15 protein-coding genes, 1 other RNA gene and 1 pseudogene are annotated in these 18,482 nt (G+C 63.1%); 15 read left to right on the top strand and 2 right to left on the bottom strand.

The annotated features are described in order from the left end of the window. The first annotated feature begins 88 nt into the window (after positions 1–88). The 8 genes from C2U47_RS00630 (at position 89) to emrD (ending at position 8,355) form a co-directional block, all read left to right on the top strand. On the top strand, positions 89–544 hold the full coding sequence (locus tag C2U47_RS00630) for a hypothetical protein (protein ID WP_029314712.1): 456 nt from the start codon (positions 89–91) through the stop codon (positions 542–544). 120 nt (positions 545–664) lie between these two features. Then, positions 665–1,273, top strand: a complete 609-nt coding sequence (locus C2U47_RS00625; protein ID WP_010675093.1) for a glutathione S-transferase family protein — start codon at positions 665–667, stop codon at positions 1,271–1,273. A 31-nt stretch (positions 1,274–1,304) separates the two neighbouring features. Further along, positions 1,305–1,967, top strand: a complete 663-nt coding sequence (locus tag C2U47_RS00620) for a glutathione S-transferase family protein (protein ID WP_010675092.1) — start codon at positions 1,305–1,307, stop codon at positions 1,965–1,967. Positions 1,968–2,162: 195 nt separating this feature from the next. After that, positions 2,163–3,689 (top strand): ABC transporter substrate-binding protein, encoded by a 1,527-nt coding sequence (locus C2U47_RS00615; protein ID WP_010675091.1) that lies wholly within the window; start codon positions 2,163–2,165, stop codon positions 3,687–3,689. After that, positions 3,686–4,648 carry an ABC transporter permease gene (locus tag C2U47_RS00610; RefSeq protein WP_029314710.1) on the top strand — a complete coding sequence of 321 codons (963 nt, stop codon included), beginning with the start codon at positions 3,686–3,688 and terminating at the stop codon, positions 4,646–4,648. The genes C2U47_RS00615 and C2U47_RS00610 overlap by 4 nt, the downstream gene beginning before the upstream one ends. 2 nt (positions 4,649–4,650) lie before the next feature. After that, entirely contained in the window at positions 4,651–5,457 is an 807-nt protein-coding gene (locus C2U47_RS00605; protein ID WP_010675089.1) for an ABC transporter permease, read from the top strand. Continuing rightward, complete coding sequence (locus C2U47_RS00600; RefSeq protein ID WP_043154919.1) at positions 5,454–6,884, top strand: ABC transporter ATP-binding protein; 1,431 nt, start codon at positions 5,454–5,456, stop codon at positions 6,882–6,884. The genes C2U47_RS00605 and C2U47_RS00600 overlap by 4 nt, the downstream gene beginning before the upstream one ends. A 271-nt stretch (positions 6,885–7,155) precedes the next feature. Continuing rightward, positions 7,156–8,355: a multidrug efflux MFS transporter EmrD gene (gene emrD / locus C2U47_RS00595; RefSeq protein WP_010675087.1), complete on the top strand. Its 1,200-nt coding sequence runs from the start codon at positions 7,156–7,158 to the stop codon at positions 8,353–8,355. Between the two features lie 133 nt (positions 8,356–8,488). On the opposite strand, the gene ssrS is transcribed toward emrD, so the two are convergent. Both ssrS and zapA read right to left on the bottom strand, forming a co-directional pair. Then, positions 8,489–8,671, bottom strand: a non-coding RNA gene (gene ssrS, locus C2U47_RS00590) — 6S RNA. Between the two features lie 16 nt (positions 8,672–8,687). Further along, positions 8,688–9,020, bottom strand: coding sequence for a cell division protein ZapA (zapA, locus tag C2U47_RS00585; RefSeq protein WP_010675086.1), 333 nt, complete (start codon positions 9,018–9,020; stop codon positions 8,688–8,690). Between the two features lie 173 nt (positions 9,021–9,193). Here zapA and C2U47_RS00580 point away from each other — a divergent pair, with 173 nt between their 5' ends. The 7 genes and pseudogenes from C2U47_RS00580 (at position 9,194) to C2U47_RS00550 (ending at position 18,446) form a co-directional block, all read left to right on the top strand. Then, on the top strand, positions 9,194–9,763 hold the full coding sequence (locus C2U47_RS00580) for a UPF0149 family protein (protein ID WP_010675085.1): 570 nt from the start codon (positions 9,194–9,196) through the stop codon (positions 9,761–9,763). 187 nt (positions 9,764–9,950) lie between these two features. Beyond that, positions 9,951–11,174, top strand: a complete 1,224-nt coding sequence (gene ubiH / locus C2U47_RS00575) for a 2-octaprenyl-6-methoxyphenyl hydroxylase (RefSeq protein ID WP_029314704.1) — start codon at positions 9,951–9,953, stop codon at positions 11,172–11,174. Between the two features lie 100 nt (positions 11,175–11,274). Further along, a pseudogene (locus C2U47_RS00570) lies at positions 11,275–12,494 on the top strand (FAD-dependent 2-octaprenylphenol hydroxylase). A gap of 381 nt (positions 12,495–12,875) precedes the next feature. Next, complete coding sequence (gene gcvT, locus C2U47_RS00565) at positions 12,876–13,973, top strand: glycine cleavage system aminomethyltransferase GcvT (RefSeq protein WP_010675082.1); 1,098 nt, start codon at positions 12,876–12,878, stop codon at positions 13,971–13,973. Between the two features lie 76 nt (positions 13,974–14,049). Then, the gene (gene gcvH, locus C2U47_RS00560) at positions 14,050–14,439 is read left to right on the top strand and encodes a glycine cleavage system protein GcvH (RefSeq protein WP_010675081.1); all 390 of its coding nucleotides are present in this window, start codon (positions 14,050–14,052) and stop codon (positions 14,437–14,439) included. A gap of 232 nt (positions 14,440–14,671) precedes the next feature. Next, positions 14,672–17,548 carry an aminomethyl-transferring glycine dehydrogenase gene (gene gcvP, locus C2U47_RS00555; protein WP_010675080.1) on the top strand — a complete coding sequence of 959 codons (2,877 nt, stop codon included), beginning with the start codon at positions 14,672–14,674 and terminating at the stop codon, positions 17,546–17,548. 307 nt (positions 17,549–17,855) lie between these two features. After that, a complete protein-coding gene (locus tag C2U47_RS00550; RefSeq protein ID WP_233735848.1) occupies positions 17,856–18,446 on the top strand; it encodes a restriction endonuclease subunit S in 591 nt (196 codons plus the stop codon). Positions 18,447–18,482 lie beyond the last annotated feature (36 nt).

Below are 18,482 nucleotides of genomic sequence, written 5' to 3'. Positions count from 1 at the left end.
ATCTGACGGCTCCAATAAAGACCTGTAATCAACTAGTCTTATCGCGACAGCCGGATAACAGGCTGTGGTGAGCATAGGGATATGAGCCATGAATCTGTCATTAGTCAGTCAGAAACCGTCGTCGCCGACGACTCTGGGTGTGTTGGCCGCACTGCGTGCCGCCAGCGAAGAGAGCGATTATGTCACCGAGGTCCGGGTGGCGCAGCCCCAGCAGTGGCAACCGTCGAAGGACGAAGCGGCGATCCTGCTGCTGGAAGAAGAGGGGGCTGCCTGGCCTGTTCCGCTCTGGCCAGCAGGAGGCAGTGCACTGGGATTGCCGGTGCTTCCCCTGTTGGTGCATCGACAGTATGAACATGCTCCACAGGGGCCGGATGTCCGGGATCCGCATTTTTATTTTGTCTCCAACGGCATTCTGCTGGATGAGGCCGAACTGGCGGATCCTGCCTGCAGCCTGGCGCTGCAAAGCAAGTTTGAATCCTATTTCCCGCTGCTTTCCCGTCTTATCTTGCTGCGCCAGCGCCAACCAGGGGTACTGAGCAGCTAATCATCTCCCCCTCGATGCGGGCTGTTCAAGCGGCACAATATTTGTCATAACTGACCGACATTGTGCCGCTTTGCTATGGCCTGCGCAGCGGCTCACTGTGTGTTCGTCGACGGAGGTGACATGAAGGTTTATGAGCTGAGGCGAGCCCCCAATGCCCGTCGGGTCAGAATGTTTCTGGCGGAGAAGGGGATCGAGATGGAATATCAACAGGTCGATCTGGGGGCGGGGGAAAACCTGGCGCCCGCCTTTTTGACCAAGAACCCGGCCGGGCGCATTCCTGTGCTGGAACTCGATGACGGAACCTGTCTGAGTGAAACCCTGGCCATCTGCCGCTATTTTGAAGAGCTTCACCCCGAACCGAACCTGTTTGGCTGCACCGCGCTGGAGCGCGCCACCATAGAGATGTGGAGTCGCTTCATCGAGTTCAACCTCTGGTTGCCGATCGGTATGGCGTTTCGTCATATCACCGGTTTTTACAAAGACCGGGAGCGGGTCTTCCCCGAATGGGGGGAGGAGTGCAAGCAACAGGCTCAGATCTGGTTTGACAAGCTCGATGCCCGTCTTGCCGAAGTGCCCTATATTGCGGGGGAACGCTTCACCATCGCCGACATTCTTGCCCTCTGTACCATTGATTTTGGCAAGGTGGTCGGCCTGCGCATCACCCCCGAACAGCCCCATTTGCAGGACTGGCATGACCGGGTGAGTGCCCGGTCCAGCGCCCAGGCCTGATCCTTTCCCCTGAACGTTCAAGGAGTCCAAGATGATAGAGTTGTACACTGCCGCCACGCCCAACGGGTTCAAGGTGTCGATCGCCCTCGAAGAGCTGGGGCTGCCCTACAAGGTCATTCCCCTTGATTTCTCGACCATGGAGCAGAAGAAGCCCGAGTTCCTGGCCATCAACCCCAATGGCCGCATCCCGGCCATCGTCGATCGGGACAATGGTGACTTCGCGGTGTTCGAGTCCGGCGCCATCCTTATCTATCTGGCGGAAAAAACCGGCAAGTTGCTGCCGCAGGATCCCAAGCGTCGCTCCCAGGCCATCCAGTGGCTGATGTTCCAGATGGGGGGCGTCGGTCCCATGATGGGGCAGGCCAACGTCTTCTATCGCTATTTCCCCGAGAAGATCCCGGCCGCCATCGAGCGTTACCAGAAGGAGGGGCGACGCCTGTTCGAGGTGCTCGACGGTCATCTGGCACACCATGAGTATCTGGCGGACGAGTACAGCATCGCCGACATCGCTACCTGGCCCTGGGTGCGCATCCACGACTGGAGTGGTATCTCCATCGAGGGGTTGGTGCATTTGCAGGCCTGGATGGCACGCATGGAAGCCAGGCCCGCCTGCCAGAAGGGCATCACCATTCCACCGCGTAATGAGAGCCCCGAGGATCAGGTCAAGCGGGCGCAGCAGATGGTGACTCGCTGACGCCATCATGATGGCCCTGACGGGCCATCTTTTTTATTCCCCTTTGACTCCCCGTTGTTTGACGATCTGCATCGCAGTCGCTTTTTGTCTTTCAAATAAGCCATTTATCAAAAATCAAAAGTCATTCTTCCTGATTAATTGTTATGTTATAACGCCATCTCTTTGGTTGATGAACATGAAGCTTGGATGGAAAGGATGACAAAAAAATGCACCGCAGCCGGGTGGTTCGCCCTGGCTCTGATGGCAGGAACGACTGCAGCCGACGGCAAACCGCTTGCCATGGTGGGGCCTTGGGAGATCCACAGTGTCGACCCCGCCAGCAACGGGGTCTTCTTTACTCGCATGCAGGTGGTGGAGACCCTGGTAGATGTCGATAGGAAAGGCAATCTGCAACCCGGGCTTGCCAGTGAGTGGTCGCGTAGCGATGACGGTCTGCAGTGGCGATTCACATTGCGCCCCGGGGCCCGTTTTCACGATGGCAGCGAGGTGAGCGCCGAGCATGCCGCTTTTGCCCTGCAACAGGCCTGGCGCAAGCCCGGCGTGATGACCAGCGCTCCCATTGCGTCCATCGGATCTGGAGATGGCGTCTTGAAGGTCACCCTGAGCGAACCCTTCGCCTCCCTGCCGGCCGTGCTGGCCCACCCCAGCACCCAGATCCTGGCGAAGGCCGCCTACGATGCCAAGGGGGAGGTAACTCAGGTGATAGGCTCTGGCCCCTACCGCATCACCCGCCTGCAACAACCCCAGCGGATAGAGACTGTGCGTTTCGACGGCTGGCAGGGGGCCAGGCCCGCAATCGAGGAGGTCAGCTACCTGACGGTGGGGCGTGCAGAGAGCCGCACCCTGATGGCCGAGAGCGGTCAGGCCGACATCGCCTGGGGGCTGGATCCGGTCAGCATCCGCCGCTTGCAGCAGGCGTCACGGGTCTCCATCGCCTCGGTCACCCTGCCACGGACCATCCAGCTCAAGCTCAATGGCGCCGATCCCCGTCTGAGCGATCCGGTGGTGCGCCGTGCCCTGAGTCTCGCCATCGATCGTCGTGGTATGGCAGCCGCCCTGCTGCGGGATCCCGAGATGGCGGCAACCCAGCTCTTTCCTCCCACTCTGGGGGAGTGGCACCAGCTCGGGTTGACGCCGCTTGCCTATGACGTCAAGGCGGCCCGGGCGGCCTTCGCGGCGGCAGGCTGGCAGCCGGGGGAGGACGGTGTGCTGCGCAAGGGGGAAGAGCGCTTCGCCCTGACCCTGCGTACCTTCCCTGACCGTCCGGAGCTGCCGCTTCTCGCCACGGCACTGCAGGCGCAGTGGAAGGCGGTGGGGGTGGATCTCAAGGTGGCGGTGGGCAACTCGAGCGAGATCCCGGCGGGCCATCAGGACGGCTCGCTCCAGCTTGGTCTCTACGCCCGCAATTATGCCCTGGTACCGGATCCCCTGGTCACGTTGCTGGGGGACTTGGCCCCTGCCGGTGCGGACTGGGGGGTGATGAACTGGCACTCCCCGGCCATGACGCAAACACTGACCCGCCTTGCCACGCAAGCCTTGTCGCCCACAAACGCCGCTGCGGCTCGCCGGGAGATAGCCACGACACTGCAACAGGAGTTGCCGCTCCTGCCCATCGCCTGGTACCGCCAGAGCGCGGCGGTCAGTCGGGGGCTGGAGGGGTTTGAACTCGATCCCCAGGAGCGCAGCTATGGCCTGGACAAGTTGACATGGAGCGCACGATGACAGCGACACCCTTGTCTCGCGTCATGGGGATACTGGGTCAGCGTCTGGTGCAGGCGCTGGTGGTTGCCCTGCTGGTGGCCGGACTCTGTTTTCTGATGGTGCAGTCCCTGCCCGGAGACATCGCCTTTCGCATCGCGGCGGGTCGTTATGGCTATGACTATGTCACCGCCGAGGCGGCCAACGCGGTGCGCAGCGAGCTGGGGCTGGCCGGCTCGGCCCTTGCCCGTTTTGGCGACTGGCTGTGGGCCTTGCTGCAAGGGGATCTCGGCAGCTCCCTGGTGACGGGCGCACCGGTCGCCGCCGACGTGGGTCATCACCTGGGCGCCACCCTGACGCTCGCGAGCGCCTCCGTGGTGCTGGCGCTGGTGGTGGCGCTGCCGCTTGGCAGCCTGAGTGCGCTGCGCCCGGGGGGATGGTGTGATCGCCTGACCCTGGGCTGGAGCGTGCTGATGCGTGCGTTGCCCCCCTTCTTGCTCGGCCTGGTGCTCATGGTGATGCTCTCGGTGGAGCTGGGCTGGGTCAGTGCGGCAGGGCACGGGGAGGGGAGCAACCTGCTGCTGCCCGCCCTGACCCTGGGATTGGGGCTCTCCGGCGTGCTCTCCCGGGTGGTGCGTGAAAGCGTGCTCACCGTGGTGCAGTCCGGTTATTACCGATTTGCCCTCACCAAGGGGCTTTCGCCGGCCCGGGTTTTCTGGCGCCACGGTCTGCGCAACACCGGGGTCAGCATCATCGCCTACACCAGCGTGCAACTGGTGCTGCTCATCGAGGGGGTCGTGGTGGTCGAGAGCCTGTTTGCCTGGCCCGGGATCGGCCATGCGCTGGTGCACGCCATCTTCTGGCGCGACATCCCCATGGTTCAGGGGACCGTGCTGGTGCTGGCGGTGCTCTTCGTGCTGCTCAATACCCTCACCGATCTGCTTTGTCTTGCCATTGACCCCCGTGGTCCCAAGGAGTCCTGATCATGTCGTTGTCTGTCAAAACGGGGCTGGGCCTGCTCCTGCTGGTGGTGTTGTTTGCCCTGCTGGGCCCCGTGCTCTGGCCCGATCCGGCGGCTCAGGATCTGGCACAGTTTCTGGCTGATCCCTCCTGGCAGGAGCCCCTCGGGCGGGATCAGATGGGGCGCAGCCTGATGGCGCGCCTCGCGGCGGCGACCCGGCTCTCCCTGCTGCTGGGACTGCTGTGCGTCATCACGGCGGCGCTGTTGGGGTCATTGCTGGGCTGGCTCTCGGCCTGGCGCGGCGGCTGGGTCGACGGTCTGCTGCGCAGCCTGGCCGACGGCGTGCTGGCCCTGCCAGGCCTGTTGCTGGTGCTGCTCTTCTCCGCCATGGCCCAGGGTGGCTTTGCCATCCTCTATCTCGGCTTGGCCATGGCCCAGTGGGTGGAGTATTACCGGGTGGTGCGTGCCCGCAGCCGGGGGCTGCTCGCCTCGCCCCAGGTGGAGGCGTCCCGTCTGCTGGGATTCGGCCATGCCCATGTGGTGCGGCGCCATCTCTGGCCCGAGCTCGCCCCCCAGTTGCTCACCATGATGGCCTTCGGCCTAGCGGGTGCCATTCTAACCCTCTCTACCCTGGGCTTTGTCGGAGTGGGCATTCAGCCGCCAACGCCGGAGCTGGGGCTGATGATGACGGAGGCGCTGCCCCACTATCAGGAGGCTCCCCGTCTGCTACTGGCCCCCATTCTTGTCATGGGGCTGATGTTGCTGGCCCTGGTGCTGCTTCATCAGACGCGCGGCCTTGACATGCCATCTTCACAAGGAGCCACCTCATGACGGCCATTCATATCAAGGGGTTGCAGGTCGATGATGGCCAGAAAACCCTGTTGCAGGCGCTGGATTTCACCATTCATCCCGGCACCGCCCTGACCCTGATCGGGGAGAGCGGTTCGGGCAAATCCCTGTTGGCTCATGCCCTGATGGGCACGTTGCCAGCCCCCCTGACAGGCCGGGGCGAGATGGTGTCGGGTGGCCGCCATCACAACCTGGCCGACACGCCTCGCCTGCGCACTCTCTGGGGGCGGGAGCTGGCGATGCTGCCCCAGGAGCCGGTGCTGGCGCTGGATCCCACCATGGGGTTGCTTGCCCAGGTGGAGGAAGGGTGGCTGCCAGGCGGCAAGGAGGCCCGATCGCGGGCCCGTGCCGCCCTCGAGCGGCTTGGACTGGCCGGGCGGGAGGGCGCCTTTGTACACCAGCTCTCGGGAGGCATGGCTCAGCGCGCGGCCTTTGCCGCCGCCACCCTGGGGGAGGCCCGTCTGCTGGTGGCTGACGAGCCCACCAAGGGGCTCGACAGCCGGGCCGCAGCCAGGCTGGGTGCCTTGTTGCTGGGCTACCTGGCCCGTGGACGCCATCTGCTGACCATCACTCATGATCTCTCCCTGGCTCGCGCATTGGGGGGCTGGGTGCTGGTGGTCAAGGGAGGAGAGATCGTGGAGCAGGGGCCCGCCGAGCGTGTGCTGCACACGCCATCCCATGCCTATACCCGGGCCCTGCTGGCGGCGGAGCCCTCCGCCTGGCCCGAGGCGGCCGTCCCTCCTACCGGTGACTGGCTCATCCGCGGAAAGGGGCTTGCCATGGGATATGGGGCTCAACCCCTGTTCACGGGGCTGGACCTTGCCCTGGCGCAAGGGGAGCGAATGGCCATCATGGCGCCGAGCGGCGCGGGCAAGAGCACCCTCGGCAACGTGCTGCTGGGTCTGCAACGCCCCCTGCAAGGGGAGGTGCTGCGACGGGAAGGGGTAGCTCCCTGCCGCTGGCAGAAGCTCTATCAGGATCCGGTGCAGGCCTTTGCCAGCCGGGTACGCCTCGCCACCCAGTTCGATGATGTGCTGCGTCTGCACAGGCTGCCTCGCCATCGGCTTGTCGACTATCTGGCCCGGTTGGGGCTGGATGAACGGCTGTTGACGCGCCTGCCAAACCAGGTCTCGGGAGGGGAGCTGCAGCGGCTGTCGCTTATCCGGGCCCTGTTGCTGCGCCCCGTGCTGCTGTTCGCCGATGAGCCCACGTCCCGGCTCGATCCCCTGAGCCAGCAACAGACCATCGCCTGTCTGCTGGAGGAACTGGGAGAGATAGGCTGCGCCCTGCTGCTGGTGACCCATGACGAAGGGCTGGTCGGCAAGGTTGCTCCTCGTTGTCTGAGACTGGGGGAGGCGGGTACCCCCATGTTCGAAGGCGCGTCGGCCGAGGTGAGAAGAGTGGGGTAAAGAGGGGACAGGATGAATCCTTCCCCCATGATGAGATGACAGTGACGGGGCCTTGGGCCCCGTCGCATTAGAAAAACTTGGGTAAGCAGATTATAAAGTTTCGTTCGTTTTTTGTGATATGAATCACTAAGATTGTCGTAAGCCAGAGAGCGTCCTGCTGCTGGCGGGTGCGGGTCCTCCGCCTTGTTCCTCTTCAACGACCTTTGTCAGACACCTCCTGCAGATCCCTGCCCGGAGGGTGGCGGCTTTTTGATTTTTTTCGGACGACAGTATGTATCGGCACAGCTTCTATCCCCTGTTTTTCCTGACCATTCTGATGGTCGCCGTGGGTCAGATGACCCAGACCCTTTATGTGCCCTCCATTCCCATGATGGCGGGGGACTTCCATGTGGCCTCCGGCCAACTGCAGGCGGTGATGGCCTGCTACCTCATTCCCTACGGCCTCTCCCAGTTCGTTTATGGCCCCTTGTCGGATCGCATCGGTCGTCGCCCTGTGCTCATCATCGGCATGATGATCTTCCTGGTCGGCACCCTCACCATCCAGCTGATCCCGAGCTTCACCGCCTTGCTGGCGGGCAGCCTTATCCAGGGGCTGGGCACCGGGGCAGGGGGCGCCATGAGCCGGACCGTGATGCGCGACCGTTACAGTGGCGCCGAGCTCAACCGTGCCAACAGCCTGGTGAGCATGGGGGTCATCTTCTCCCCTCTGCTGGCACCTGTGCTGGGCGGCTGGCTCACCGAGCTGTTCAACTGGCGTGCCGGCTACTGGTTCCTGTTCGGTTTTGGTGCCCTGACCACCCTGGCGTTGCTGGCCTGGTTTGGCGAGACGCTGCCAGCATCCGCCCGCCAGCATTCGCTGCGGGTGGGCGCCGCCTATCGTCATGTGCTCGGCAACCCGCGCTTTCAGGGCAACCTGCTCTGTCTGATGGCCACCTTTGCCGGCCTCGCGGTGTTCGAGGCGGCGGCCGGGGTGTTGCTGGGGGACGTGCTCAAGCTGAGTGCCCGCACCGTCAGCGTGCTGTTCGTGCTGCCGCTGCCCGGTTATCTGTTCGGCGCCTGGCTTTCCGCCAGACTGAGTTTTCGCCTGAGCCAGGGCAAGCTGATGCGCCTTGGCATCGCCTTCCTGGCCCTGGGGTCGCTCATCATCCTGGTACCCGGGCTGCTCGGCATGGTGAGCGCTGCCTCCCTCGTGGGCGGGGCTGCGGTCTACTTCATTGGCAGCGGCATTCTCTATCCGACCGCCACCTCCTGTGCCATCGAGCCCTTCCCGGGCCAGGCGGGTACCGCGGGAGCCGTGCTCGGGGGCATGCAGAATCTGGGGGCTGGCGTGGTAACCCTGCTGGCCGCCAGCTTCCCGATGACGGGGCAGGTGACCCTGGGGGCCATCATGACGGTGATGGTGCTGATCGTGGCCTTGAGCTTTGTGTGGCTGCGCCACAACGGCGCGCCCCACGAGCAGATGGCCGTCTGACACGGCCAAGAGCCCGCTCCGTTGGCGGGCTTTTTACTGCCTCCTGCCGGGTGGCGAGACGCCGCAGGCGAGTGGAAGGGGGTTGCCGCGCAGGCAAAGAAAAAGCCCGTCGTGATGACGGGCTTTTTTGGGTAGGTACCCCGGAGATGCCGTTGCCGGTTTGGGCCCTTGAACCGTCGGTTCAAGGCGGAGATCTAATCTGGCCGCAGGCTTCTCGGTCGGGCCGAGCATGCTCAATAGCCAGAAGGCAGACCCCCTGTTTGGTATGAATATCGGCTCGGGGACTTGAACCGGCTGACAAACACTCCAGGGAATTTCAAAACTCGGTGCGATTAGGGCTGTTGCGCCTCTTCGCTGGATTCACCGTATTGTCCGTGCTCGATCAAGGCGGCTTCGATGGTGCGTTGCAGCATCTTGATCCGCTTGTCCATGGTCTCAGAGTATTGGTGGTTTTTCTCTTTTTCAAGGCAGAGCTCATGACAGAAATTGAGCGCTGCCATGACGGCCAGCTGTTCGTTGCTGGAGACCTTGGAACGTTGACGAAGCTCGATGAGCTTGTCGGTCAGCTGGTCGGCGGCCTGGCGCAGGGCATCTTGTTGTCCCAAGGGACAGGACACCTTGTAGGGACGTCCCAGAATGACGATTTCTACGGCCTCTATGCTCATGCCTTCCTCAATACGGCGGGGCTGATTTCCGCCTTTATCCACGTGGACAACTGGGCGGGACTATATAGCGCAGATGCAGAAGTTTCAAGGCCTTGCTGGCTCTGGCTGGGGGAGAATGCTAGGATCTCGGCCATAAATTCTGCATATTTGCCTGAACTTTGAGCGGATCCTAGATGAGCAAAACAACCCCCCTGAAATACGCCGCCGTGGCGGACCTGATGGCACAGCACGACCTCATGGCGACGGCCGTCGAGGCCCATGGCGTGATCTGCGGCCTGGTGTGCGGTGGCGTGGCCCTGGACGACAAAAGCTGGCAGCCCCATTTCAATGATCTGATCAACGACGGTTTCGGTCTGCCGGCACCGGTGCGCCAGGTGATGACCGACCTCTATCACGAGGTGATCGAGAGCCTGATGGCACAAAAGGGCGTCGAGCTGCTGCTGCCAAGCGACGAGGCGCCGCTCGATGAGCGCATCGACTCGCTGGTGGACTGGTCCCAGGCCTTCCTGGCCGGCTTTGGCGTGGTCCAACAGGAGCTCTCCAAGGCATCCGAAGAGCTGCAGGAGATGATTCAGGACATCGCCAGCATCACCCAGGTCTCTGCCGAGTTCGATCAGGAAGATGAAGAGAACGAAGCCTCCTTCCTGGTGCTTTACGAACACGTGCGCCTCGGGGTCATGATGGCGTTCGAGGAGTTTGGCAAGCGCCCGGCTGCACCGAGCATGCCGCCGACCCTGCACTGATCTGCCCGCCCACCGGGTCAATGAAAGAGCGCATCACGGCGCTCTTTCTGTTTTACAAGGGGCGAGAGCAGGGGAGGCACTCTGCTAACCCATGGTGCCAAAGCGGTTTTTTGCCCGTGGCTTCGCATCCCGTCCGCCACCTTTGTGGTAGGATTGGCCCACGTTTTTTCGCCTATGCCCTCTTCTCATGTCTCAATCTGATCTGGTTCACGTCGACGTGGCTATCGTCGGCGGTGGTATGAGCGGTGCCGTGCTGGCCTTCTCCCTTGCCGCCCTGAAAGGACAGGATGGCGCCCCCCTGCAGATCCTGCTGCTGGAGGCCAGTGCGCCCGAGCTCAATGCTCATCCCGGTTTCGATGCCCGTGCCATCGCGCTTTCCGCCGGTACCTGCGAGGCGCTGGCCCGTCACGGCCTCTGGCCGCACCTGGTACCCCACTGCTCCCCCATCACCCATATCCATGTGTCGGATCGGGGCCACTGTGGCCAGACCCGGCTGTCGGCGGCGGAGTATGGTCTACCCGCCCTCGGTCAGGTGATCGAGCTGTCGGCGGCGGGCATCGTGCTGCAAGAGGCGATCGCCGCCTGCCCGCAGATCCGTATGTTGTGCCCGGCCAGGCTTGAGGCCATCGACCCCGACGAGGCGGGAGTGACGCTCGCCCTGGAGGGCGGCGCGCGCTACCGCACCCGGCTGCTGGTGGCGGCCGACGGGGGCCACTCCTTCGTGCGCCAGCATTTCAAGATGCCGGTCAGTCGCCACGATTATGGCCAGAGCGCCATCATCGCCACCGTCAAGACCGCCGAGGATCCCGCCGGACGGGCCTTCGAGCGCTTCACCGATGGAGGGCCGCTGGCCCTGCTGCCCATGCAGGACGGCCTCTCTTCTCTGGTGTGGAGCGTGCCGCGGGACGAGGCACAGGGGCTGCTTGCACTGGATGACGCCGCCTTTCTCGCCCGTCTGCAGCAGGCTTTTGGCTGGCGCCTCGGGCGCATCGAGCGTACCGGCGTGCGCCACCTCTATCCGCTGGTGCTGACGGTGGCCGACTACCCGCTGGCCCAGCGCACCGTGCTGGTGGGTAACGCCGCCCACCTGCTGCACCCCATCGCCGGTCAGGGGTTCAACCTCGGCATGCGGGATCTGGACGTGCTGACCCGGACCCTGGCCCGTGCGCTCGCGGCGGGGGAAGACATCGGCGGCTTTGAGGTGCTAAGCGGCTACTGGCAGCAGCGGCGGGACGATCAGGCCCAGACCGTCTGGCTCACGTCCTCCCTGGCCCAGCTCTTCTCAAACCATCACGCTCCCCTGGTGGTGGGCCGCAATCTGGCGCTCTCCCTGATGGGCAGAGTGCCCTGGCTCAAGGCACCGCTCGCCTCCCGCACCCTGGGATTCGTGGGCGAGGTGTGCGGCCAATAAGCGCTGTCGCCCCGGCGGCAAAGACGATTTCGAGCAAGAGGCACGCCTGTGGGCGTCGCCTCGCAGATCCTGGCGACCCGCCCGGAAAGGACACAAGAGAATGCAGATGCAAGATGTGGATGTGGTGATCGTGGGGGGGGCATGGTGGGCCTGGGGCTCGCTGCCGCCCTCAAGAACCGGGCGATCAAGGTGGCCATCGTGGAAGGCCGGCTGCCCGATGCAACGCTCGGTGAGACGCCGGACAACAGGGTCAGTGCCCTGAGCCTCGCGAGTCAGCACATCCTGCAAGGGGTCGGCGCCTGGGACGGCATAGTGGCGCGCCGCCTGCAGCCCTACGAGAAGATGCAGGTGTGGGAGCAGGACAGTTTCGGCCACATCGATTTCGATGCTGCCAGCCTGCGTCAGGGGGCCCTTGGCCACATCGTCGAGAACCGGGTGATCCAGCTTGCGCTGCTGGACGCCATCGCGGGGGCCAGCAATATCCAGATGCTGACCCCGGCCCGGGCCACCAGCCTGCAGTGCGGGCCAGCGGGCGCCCTGCTGCTGCTGGAAGATGGCCAGGCCCTCTCGGCCAAGCTGGTGGTGGCCGCCGACGGCGCCCACTCCTGGGTGCGCCGTCAGGCCGATATCCCGCTCACCAGCTGGGATTACGGTCATCACGCCCTGGTGGCGACGGTGCGTTGTGCCGAGCCCCATGAGGCGGTGGCGCGCCAGATCTTCACCCCCCAGGGGCCGCTCGCCTTCCTGCCCCTGTGGCAGCCCGACCTCTGCTCTATCGTGTGGTCTGTGCCCGCGGCCCGCGCCGAGGCGCTCTGCGCCCTGGATGACGACGGCTTCAACCGCCAGCTCACCGCCGCCTTTGATGGGCGCCTCGGGCTGTGCAAGGTGGAGGGGGCTCGCAGCGCCATTCCGCTCACCGCCCGCTACGCCCGCGACTTTGCCCGCGAGCGCCTGGTGCTGGTGGGGGATGCGGCCCACACCATCCACCCGCTGGCGGGGCAGGGGGTGAATCTGGGCTTGCTGGATGCCGCCGCCCTGGCGGAGCAGATCCTCATTCATCACGGCAAGGGCGCGGACATCGGCCTGCTCGCCAACCTGCGGGGCTACGAGCGCTGGCGCAAGAGCGAGGCGGCGCGCATGCTGGCGGCCATGGAGGGGCTCAAGCGACTGTTTGCGGGCAGCAACCCCCTCAAGAAGCTGGTGCGCGGGGTGGGGCTTCGCGCCGTCGACGGTCTTGGCCCCCTCAAGCAGGGCATGATCCGGGCCGCCATGGGGCTGGATGGGGAGCTGCCCACCCTGGCCAAGGGTGAAAAAATCTAATCTTACCCCGGGGTTTTAACAAAAAAACTAATCTGACAGGGCGAGATGACCCTTTGGGGGGTCAGCCTTTAATGTTGGCGAGAAGCGAAACGTTTTTCTGTAAATTGTGACGGGACGGTAAAAATCAACATTAAATCCCGCAATGGCGCGGTTTTGGCTGTTTTTATCACTGTTTTTGCCTTAGTGTCTGGTGTCAGTGAGTCGGGTGAGGATTAGTTTTTTTTGAGCGGTGCCCCGGCACGCTTGTCATATAATCCGCTCCGTTCAAGGAATCACTCCTGCCCGCCCGGGCGGGAACGAGCACAGAGCTTGTGGTCCGTAGTTCCCGACGAGCCGGGGCGGATTGCGAGTGTTGTCGCGAACGCTTAAGGAAACACAGCGATGATCCAGACTACTGTATTGCATCCGAAACACCTGGAAGCGGGTGCCAAGATGGTGGACTTCCACGGTTGGGAGATGCCCATCAACTACGGTTCCCAGTTGGAAGAGCACCATGTGGTGCGCACCGATGCAGGCATGTTCGATGTCTCCCACATGACCATCGTCGATTTGACCGGCGAGCGGGTCAAAGCCTTCCTGCAACACCTGCTGGCCAACGACGTGGCCAAACTCACCGTCCCCGGCAAGGCCCTCTACAGCGGCATGCTCAATCCGGAAGGCGGCGTCATCGATGACCTCATCACCTACTTCCTGACCGATACCTTCTACCGCCTGGTGGTGAACTCCGCTACCCGCGAGAAGGATCTGGCCTGGATCCGCCATCACGCCATCGACTTTGCCGTGAGCGTGACCGAGCGCCCCGAGCTTGCCATGATCGCGGTGCAGGGCCCCCACGCCAAGGCCAAGGCGGCCAAGGTGTTCACCCCCGAGCAGAATGCGGCGGTCGAAGGGATGAAGCCCTTCTTCGGTGTGCAGGCCGGGGATCTCTTCATCGCCACCACCGGCTACACCGGCGAAGATGGCTACGAGATTGTGGTTCCCCAAGAGAAGGCGTGCGATCTGTGGCAGGCCCTGCTGGACAACGGCGTGGCCCCTTGCGGCCTGGGTGCCCGTGATACCCTGCGCCTGGAAGCGGGCATGAACCTCTACGGTCAGGACATGGACGAGTCAATCTCTCCGCTTGCCGCCAACATGGCCTGGACCCTGGCCTGGGAGCCTGCCTCCCGCCAATTCATCGGCCGCGCCGCCCTGGAAGCCCAGAAGGCCGCCGGCAACCAGCCCAAGCTGGTGGGTCTGGTGATGGAAGAAAAGGGCGTGCTGCGTGCCGGCATGCCGGTCACTTTCACCAGCGAGAGCGGCGAAACACGGGAAGGGGTGATCACCTCCGGCTCCTTCTCGCCCACCCTGGGTTACAGCATTGCCCTGGCGCGGGTGCCCCGCGATATCGGCGAACAGGCCCAGGTGGAGATCCGCAAGAAGCAGGTCACCGTGAAAGTCACCAAGCCGGCCTTCGTGCGCAACGGCCAGCCGCTGGTGTAATCATTGATTGCGGCGAGGGTTGACCTTCGCCGCCCCATTTTTGTTGAAGCGATCCAAGAGCATAAAGGAAGCACAAATGAGCCATATCCCGAGCGAACTGAAATATGCCACCTCCCACGAGTGGGTCCGTGTTGAAGCCAACGGCGAAGCCGTGGTCGGCATCACCGAGCACGCCCAGGATCTGCTGGGGGACATGGTGTTCGTCGATCTGCCGGAAGTGGGCAAGCAGGTGAGCGCCGGTGAAGATTGCGCCGTGGCGGAGTCCGTCAAGGCCGCCTCCGACATCTACAGCCCGGTGAGCGGCGAGATCCTGGCCGTCAACGAAGAGCTGGAAGGCAGCCCCGAGCTGGTCAACTCCGACCCCTACGGCGCCGGCTGGCTGTTCCGCATCAAGCTGGACGACGCGGGCGAGCTCGCCAACCTGCTGGATGCCGAAGGCTACCAGAACGTGGTGGACGAAGAGTAATGCCCCCGGGCCCTGCCAACACAGCAGGGCCCACTTGTATGACTGCCATCCTGCGGCCATGGCGGTTGCAGGAAAGGCGCAGCCTTTGCGCCTTCGGGATGCCCTTGCCGCATTCCCCGTCTGCCCGCGGCGGACACAGAACATGAGTGGAGCCGGTATCGACCGGCTACAGGAACATCAGGTCTTGGTTATCAGGATGTCATGCCAGGACCTATTACCAGGAAATAGGGAAATGACCCAGTCACTGTTTGAACTCGAGCAAAAAACCGATTTCATCCGCCGTCACATCGGCCCGGGTGAGGAAGAACTGCGGGCCCTGCTCGCCACCGTGGGTGCCGAGAGCCTGGACGATCTGATTGAGCAGACGGTCCCCGCCGCCATCCGTCGTCCGGGGCCGCTTGGTATCGGCGCCCCCATGACCGAAGTGGAGGCCCTGGCCAAGCTCAAGGGCTATGCGGCCAAGAACCAGATCGCCAAGAGCTACATCGGCATGGGCTACCACGACACCCACGTGCCCCACGTCATCCTGCGCAACGTGCTGGAAAACCCGGGCTGGTACACCGCCTACACCCCCTATCAGCCCGAGCTGGCCCAGGGCCGTCTCGAAGCCCTGCTCAACTTCCAGCAGCTCACCCTGGATCTCACCGGCATGGATCTGGCGAGCGCCTCCCTGCTCGATGAAGCCACCGCCGCCGCCGAAGCCATGGCGCTGGCCAAGCGCATGGCCAAATCCAAATCCAACCTCTTCTTCGTGGCCGACGACGTTCACCCCCAGGTGATCGACGTGGTCAAGGAGCGCGCGGTCCACTTCGGTTTCGATGTGGTGGTCGGCCCTGCGGGCGAGGCCGTGAGCGAAGAGGTGTTCGGTGCCATGTTCCAGTACCCGGGGACCACCGGCAATGTGGCCGATCTGCGTTCCCTCATTGCCGCCGTCCAGGCCCAGAAGGGGCTGGCCTGCGTCGGGACCGACATGCTCTCCCTGCTGCTGCTCAAATCCCCGGGTGAACTGGGTGCCGACGTGGTGTTCGGCAGTGCCCAGCGCTTCGGTGTGCCCATGGGTTACGGTGGCCCCCACGCCGCCTTCTTCGCCACCCGCGACGCCTACAAGCGCTCCATGCCGGGTCGCATCATCGGCGTCTCCAAGGATGCCCGTGGCAAGAGCGCCCTGCGCATGGCCATGCAGACCCGCGAGCAGCACATCCGCCGCGAGAAGGCCAACTCCAACATCTGTACCGCCCAGGTGCTGCTGGCCAACATGGCGAGCTTCTACGCCGTCTACCACGGCCCGGTGGGGCTGAAAACCATCGCCTCCCGCGTGCACCGTCTGACCACCATCCTGGCGCTCGGCCTCACTGCCAAGGGCGTGACTCTCAAGCACGGAAGCTGGTTCGATACCCTCACAGTACTGACGTCGGACAAAGCTGCACTCATTGCCAAGGCCGAAGGGCTCGGCATCAACCTGCGCGCGGATCTGGACGGTGCGGTCGGTGTGTCCCTCTCTGAAACCACCACCCGAGGCGATGTGGCCGAGCTGTTCGACCTGTTCCTTGGGGGGGGTCACGGCCTCGATGTGGAGGCCCTCGACCAGGCCGCCCAGACGCATCAGGCGATCCCGCAGGATCTGCTGCGCACCGACGCCGTGCTGACCCACGAGGTATTCAACAAGTACCACTCCGAGACCGAGATGCTGCGCTACATCCACCGTCTCGAAGCGAAAGATCTGGCCCTGAACTACGCCATGATCTCCCTGGGCTCCTGCACCATGAAGCTCAACGCCACCGCCGAGATGATCCCGGTGACCTGGCCTGAATTTGGCAAGCTGCACCCCTTCGCGCCGCTCAAGCAGACTCAAGGCTACCAGCTGCTGCTGGCAGATCTGGAAGACTGGCTGGTGAAGGTGACCGGCTACGATGCGGTCTGCATGCAGCCCAACTCCGGCGCTCAGGGCGAATACGCGGGCCTCTTGGCCATCAAGAAGTACCACGAGTCTCGCGGCGAGGGGCATCGCGATGTCTGCCTCATCCCGGCCTCTGCCCACGGTACCAACCCGGCTTCCGCCCAGATGGCGGGCCTCAAGGTCATCGTCACCGCCTGTGACAAGGCTGGCAACGTGGATCTGGACGACCTGCGCGCCAAGGCCGCCGAGGTCGGAGACCAGCTCTCCTGCCTGATGGTGACCTACCCCTCCACCCACGGGGTGTACGAGGAGACCATCAAGGAGGTGTGCGACATCGTTCACCAGTATGGTGGTCAGGTGTACCTCGACGGCGCCAACATGAACGCGCAGGTCGGGCTGACGGCGCCAGGCTTTATCGGCGCGGACGTCTCTCACCTCAACCTGCACAAGACCTTCGCCATTCCTCATGGCGGTGGCGGTCCGGGCATGGGCCCCATCGGCGTGAAGAAACACTTGGCACCGTTTGTGGCCGGTCACGCCGTGGTCAAGACCGACAAGGAGAGCCGTGACAACGGCGCCGTGTCTGCCGCTCCGTTCGGTTCGGCCAGCATTTTGCCCATCAGCTGGATGTACATCGCCATGCTGGGGGACGAGGGGCTCAAGAAATCCACCCAGGTCGCCATCCTCAACGCCAACTACCTGGCCAAGAAGCTCGGCGAGTCCTTCCCCGTGCTCTATACAGGTCGCAACGGCCGGGTGGCCCACGAGTGCATTCTGGACATCCGCCCGCTCAAAGAAGCCAGTGGCATCAGCGAGATGGACGTGGCCAAGCGGTTGATGGACTACGGCTTCCACGCGCCGACCATGAGCTTCCCGGTGGCGGGCACCCTGATGGTCGAGCCGACCGAATCCGAATCCAAGCGCGAGCTGGATCGCTTCGTGGAAGCCATGACCGCCATCCGCGCCGAGATTGCCCGGGTGCAGGACGGTCACTGGAGCCTTGCCGACAACCCCCTGGTCCATGCGCCGCACACCCAGGACGACGTGATGGATGCAGAGTGGAACCGTGGCTACAGCCGCGCCGAGGCGGTCTTCCCATCCGACGCGGTGCGCGCCAGCAAGCTTTGGCCGTCGGTCAACCGTATCGACGACGTCTATGGCGATCGCAATCTGTTCTGCTCCTGCGTACCCACCGAGGATTACGCCAAGTAATCGCGGCGCTGATCACGGACATTTAAGTTGGAAACCGTGACATTGAAGTTGGAAACCGACAATTGAGTTGGAAACTCAAAGGCCCTGCAACAGCAGGGCCTTTTTATTTTGTGCGGTGATTATCTGTAATTAAATTACAAAAATGATCTCGGTTGGATCTTTCAAGCAAGTCAGGGTCTACCTCTTGTCAATGGCACACACAAAAGCATCATTGCCATTGATGCAAAAATAATGGGCATTGATATTGACTCAGTAGCGTCAGATGCGACACACTGTAACTGCATCATTAACGATGAAGAGATTTTTTGTGAAGCTGAACCAAATTGCCACCATCAGTGCTGGGCACCCCTATCGCGGCAAGATCCCGGATATCGATTCCGGCAGCATGGCCGTGGTGCAGATGAGAGATGCCTCGCCAGAAGGGGGGGTTGACTGGTCTGCCTGCCTTCGTTCTGAGCCTACCAGCAAGAAGGAGCCTGATTGGCTGCAAACCGGCGATATCTTGGTGGCGGCCCGTGGCAGCACTAACTATGCCGTGCTGGTCGATACCGGGCTTGCATCATTGCCCGCCGTAGCTGCCCCTCACTTCTATGTGGTGCGGTTGCATAGCGAGGCGCTCAGTCCCGAATTTCTGGCCTGGCAGCTCAATCAGTCCCCTTGCCAGCGTTATTTCGAACTGCACGCCGAAGGCAGCGCTGCAAAAAGTATTCGCCGTCAGGTGTTGGAGGAGGCCCCTATCGGCATCCCATCTCTTGCGAGACAAGCCGCCATCATGAAGCTGGCCCACAGCCTGCGTGAAGAACGGAACCTGATGCAACAACTGCAACGTAACGGCGAGCAGATGATGCAGGCCATCGCTGCCAGCCTGCTCGAACAATCCGATCAGCAACCGAAATAGTTTCGCTGAGCAGCCCATTTTTCCAAGAAATACCCA

It is taken from the genome of Aeromonas sp. ASNIH7, assembly GCF_002903485.1.
In the GTDB taxonomy this organism is placed as follows: Bacteria; Pseudomonadota; Gammaproteobacteria; order Enterobacterales; family Aeromonadaceae; genus Aeromonas; species Aeromonas caviae.
Note: the sequence above shows the minus strand (reverse complement) of the source record. Positions and strands in the feature narration are given on the sequence as shown.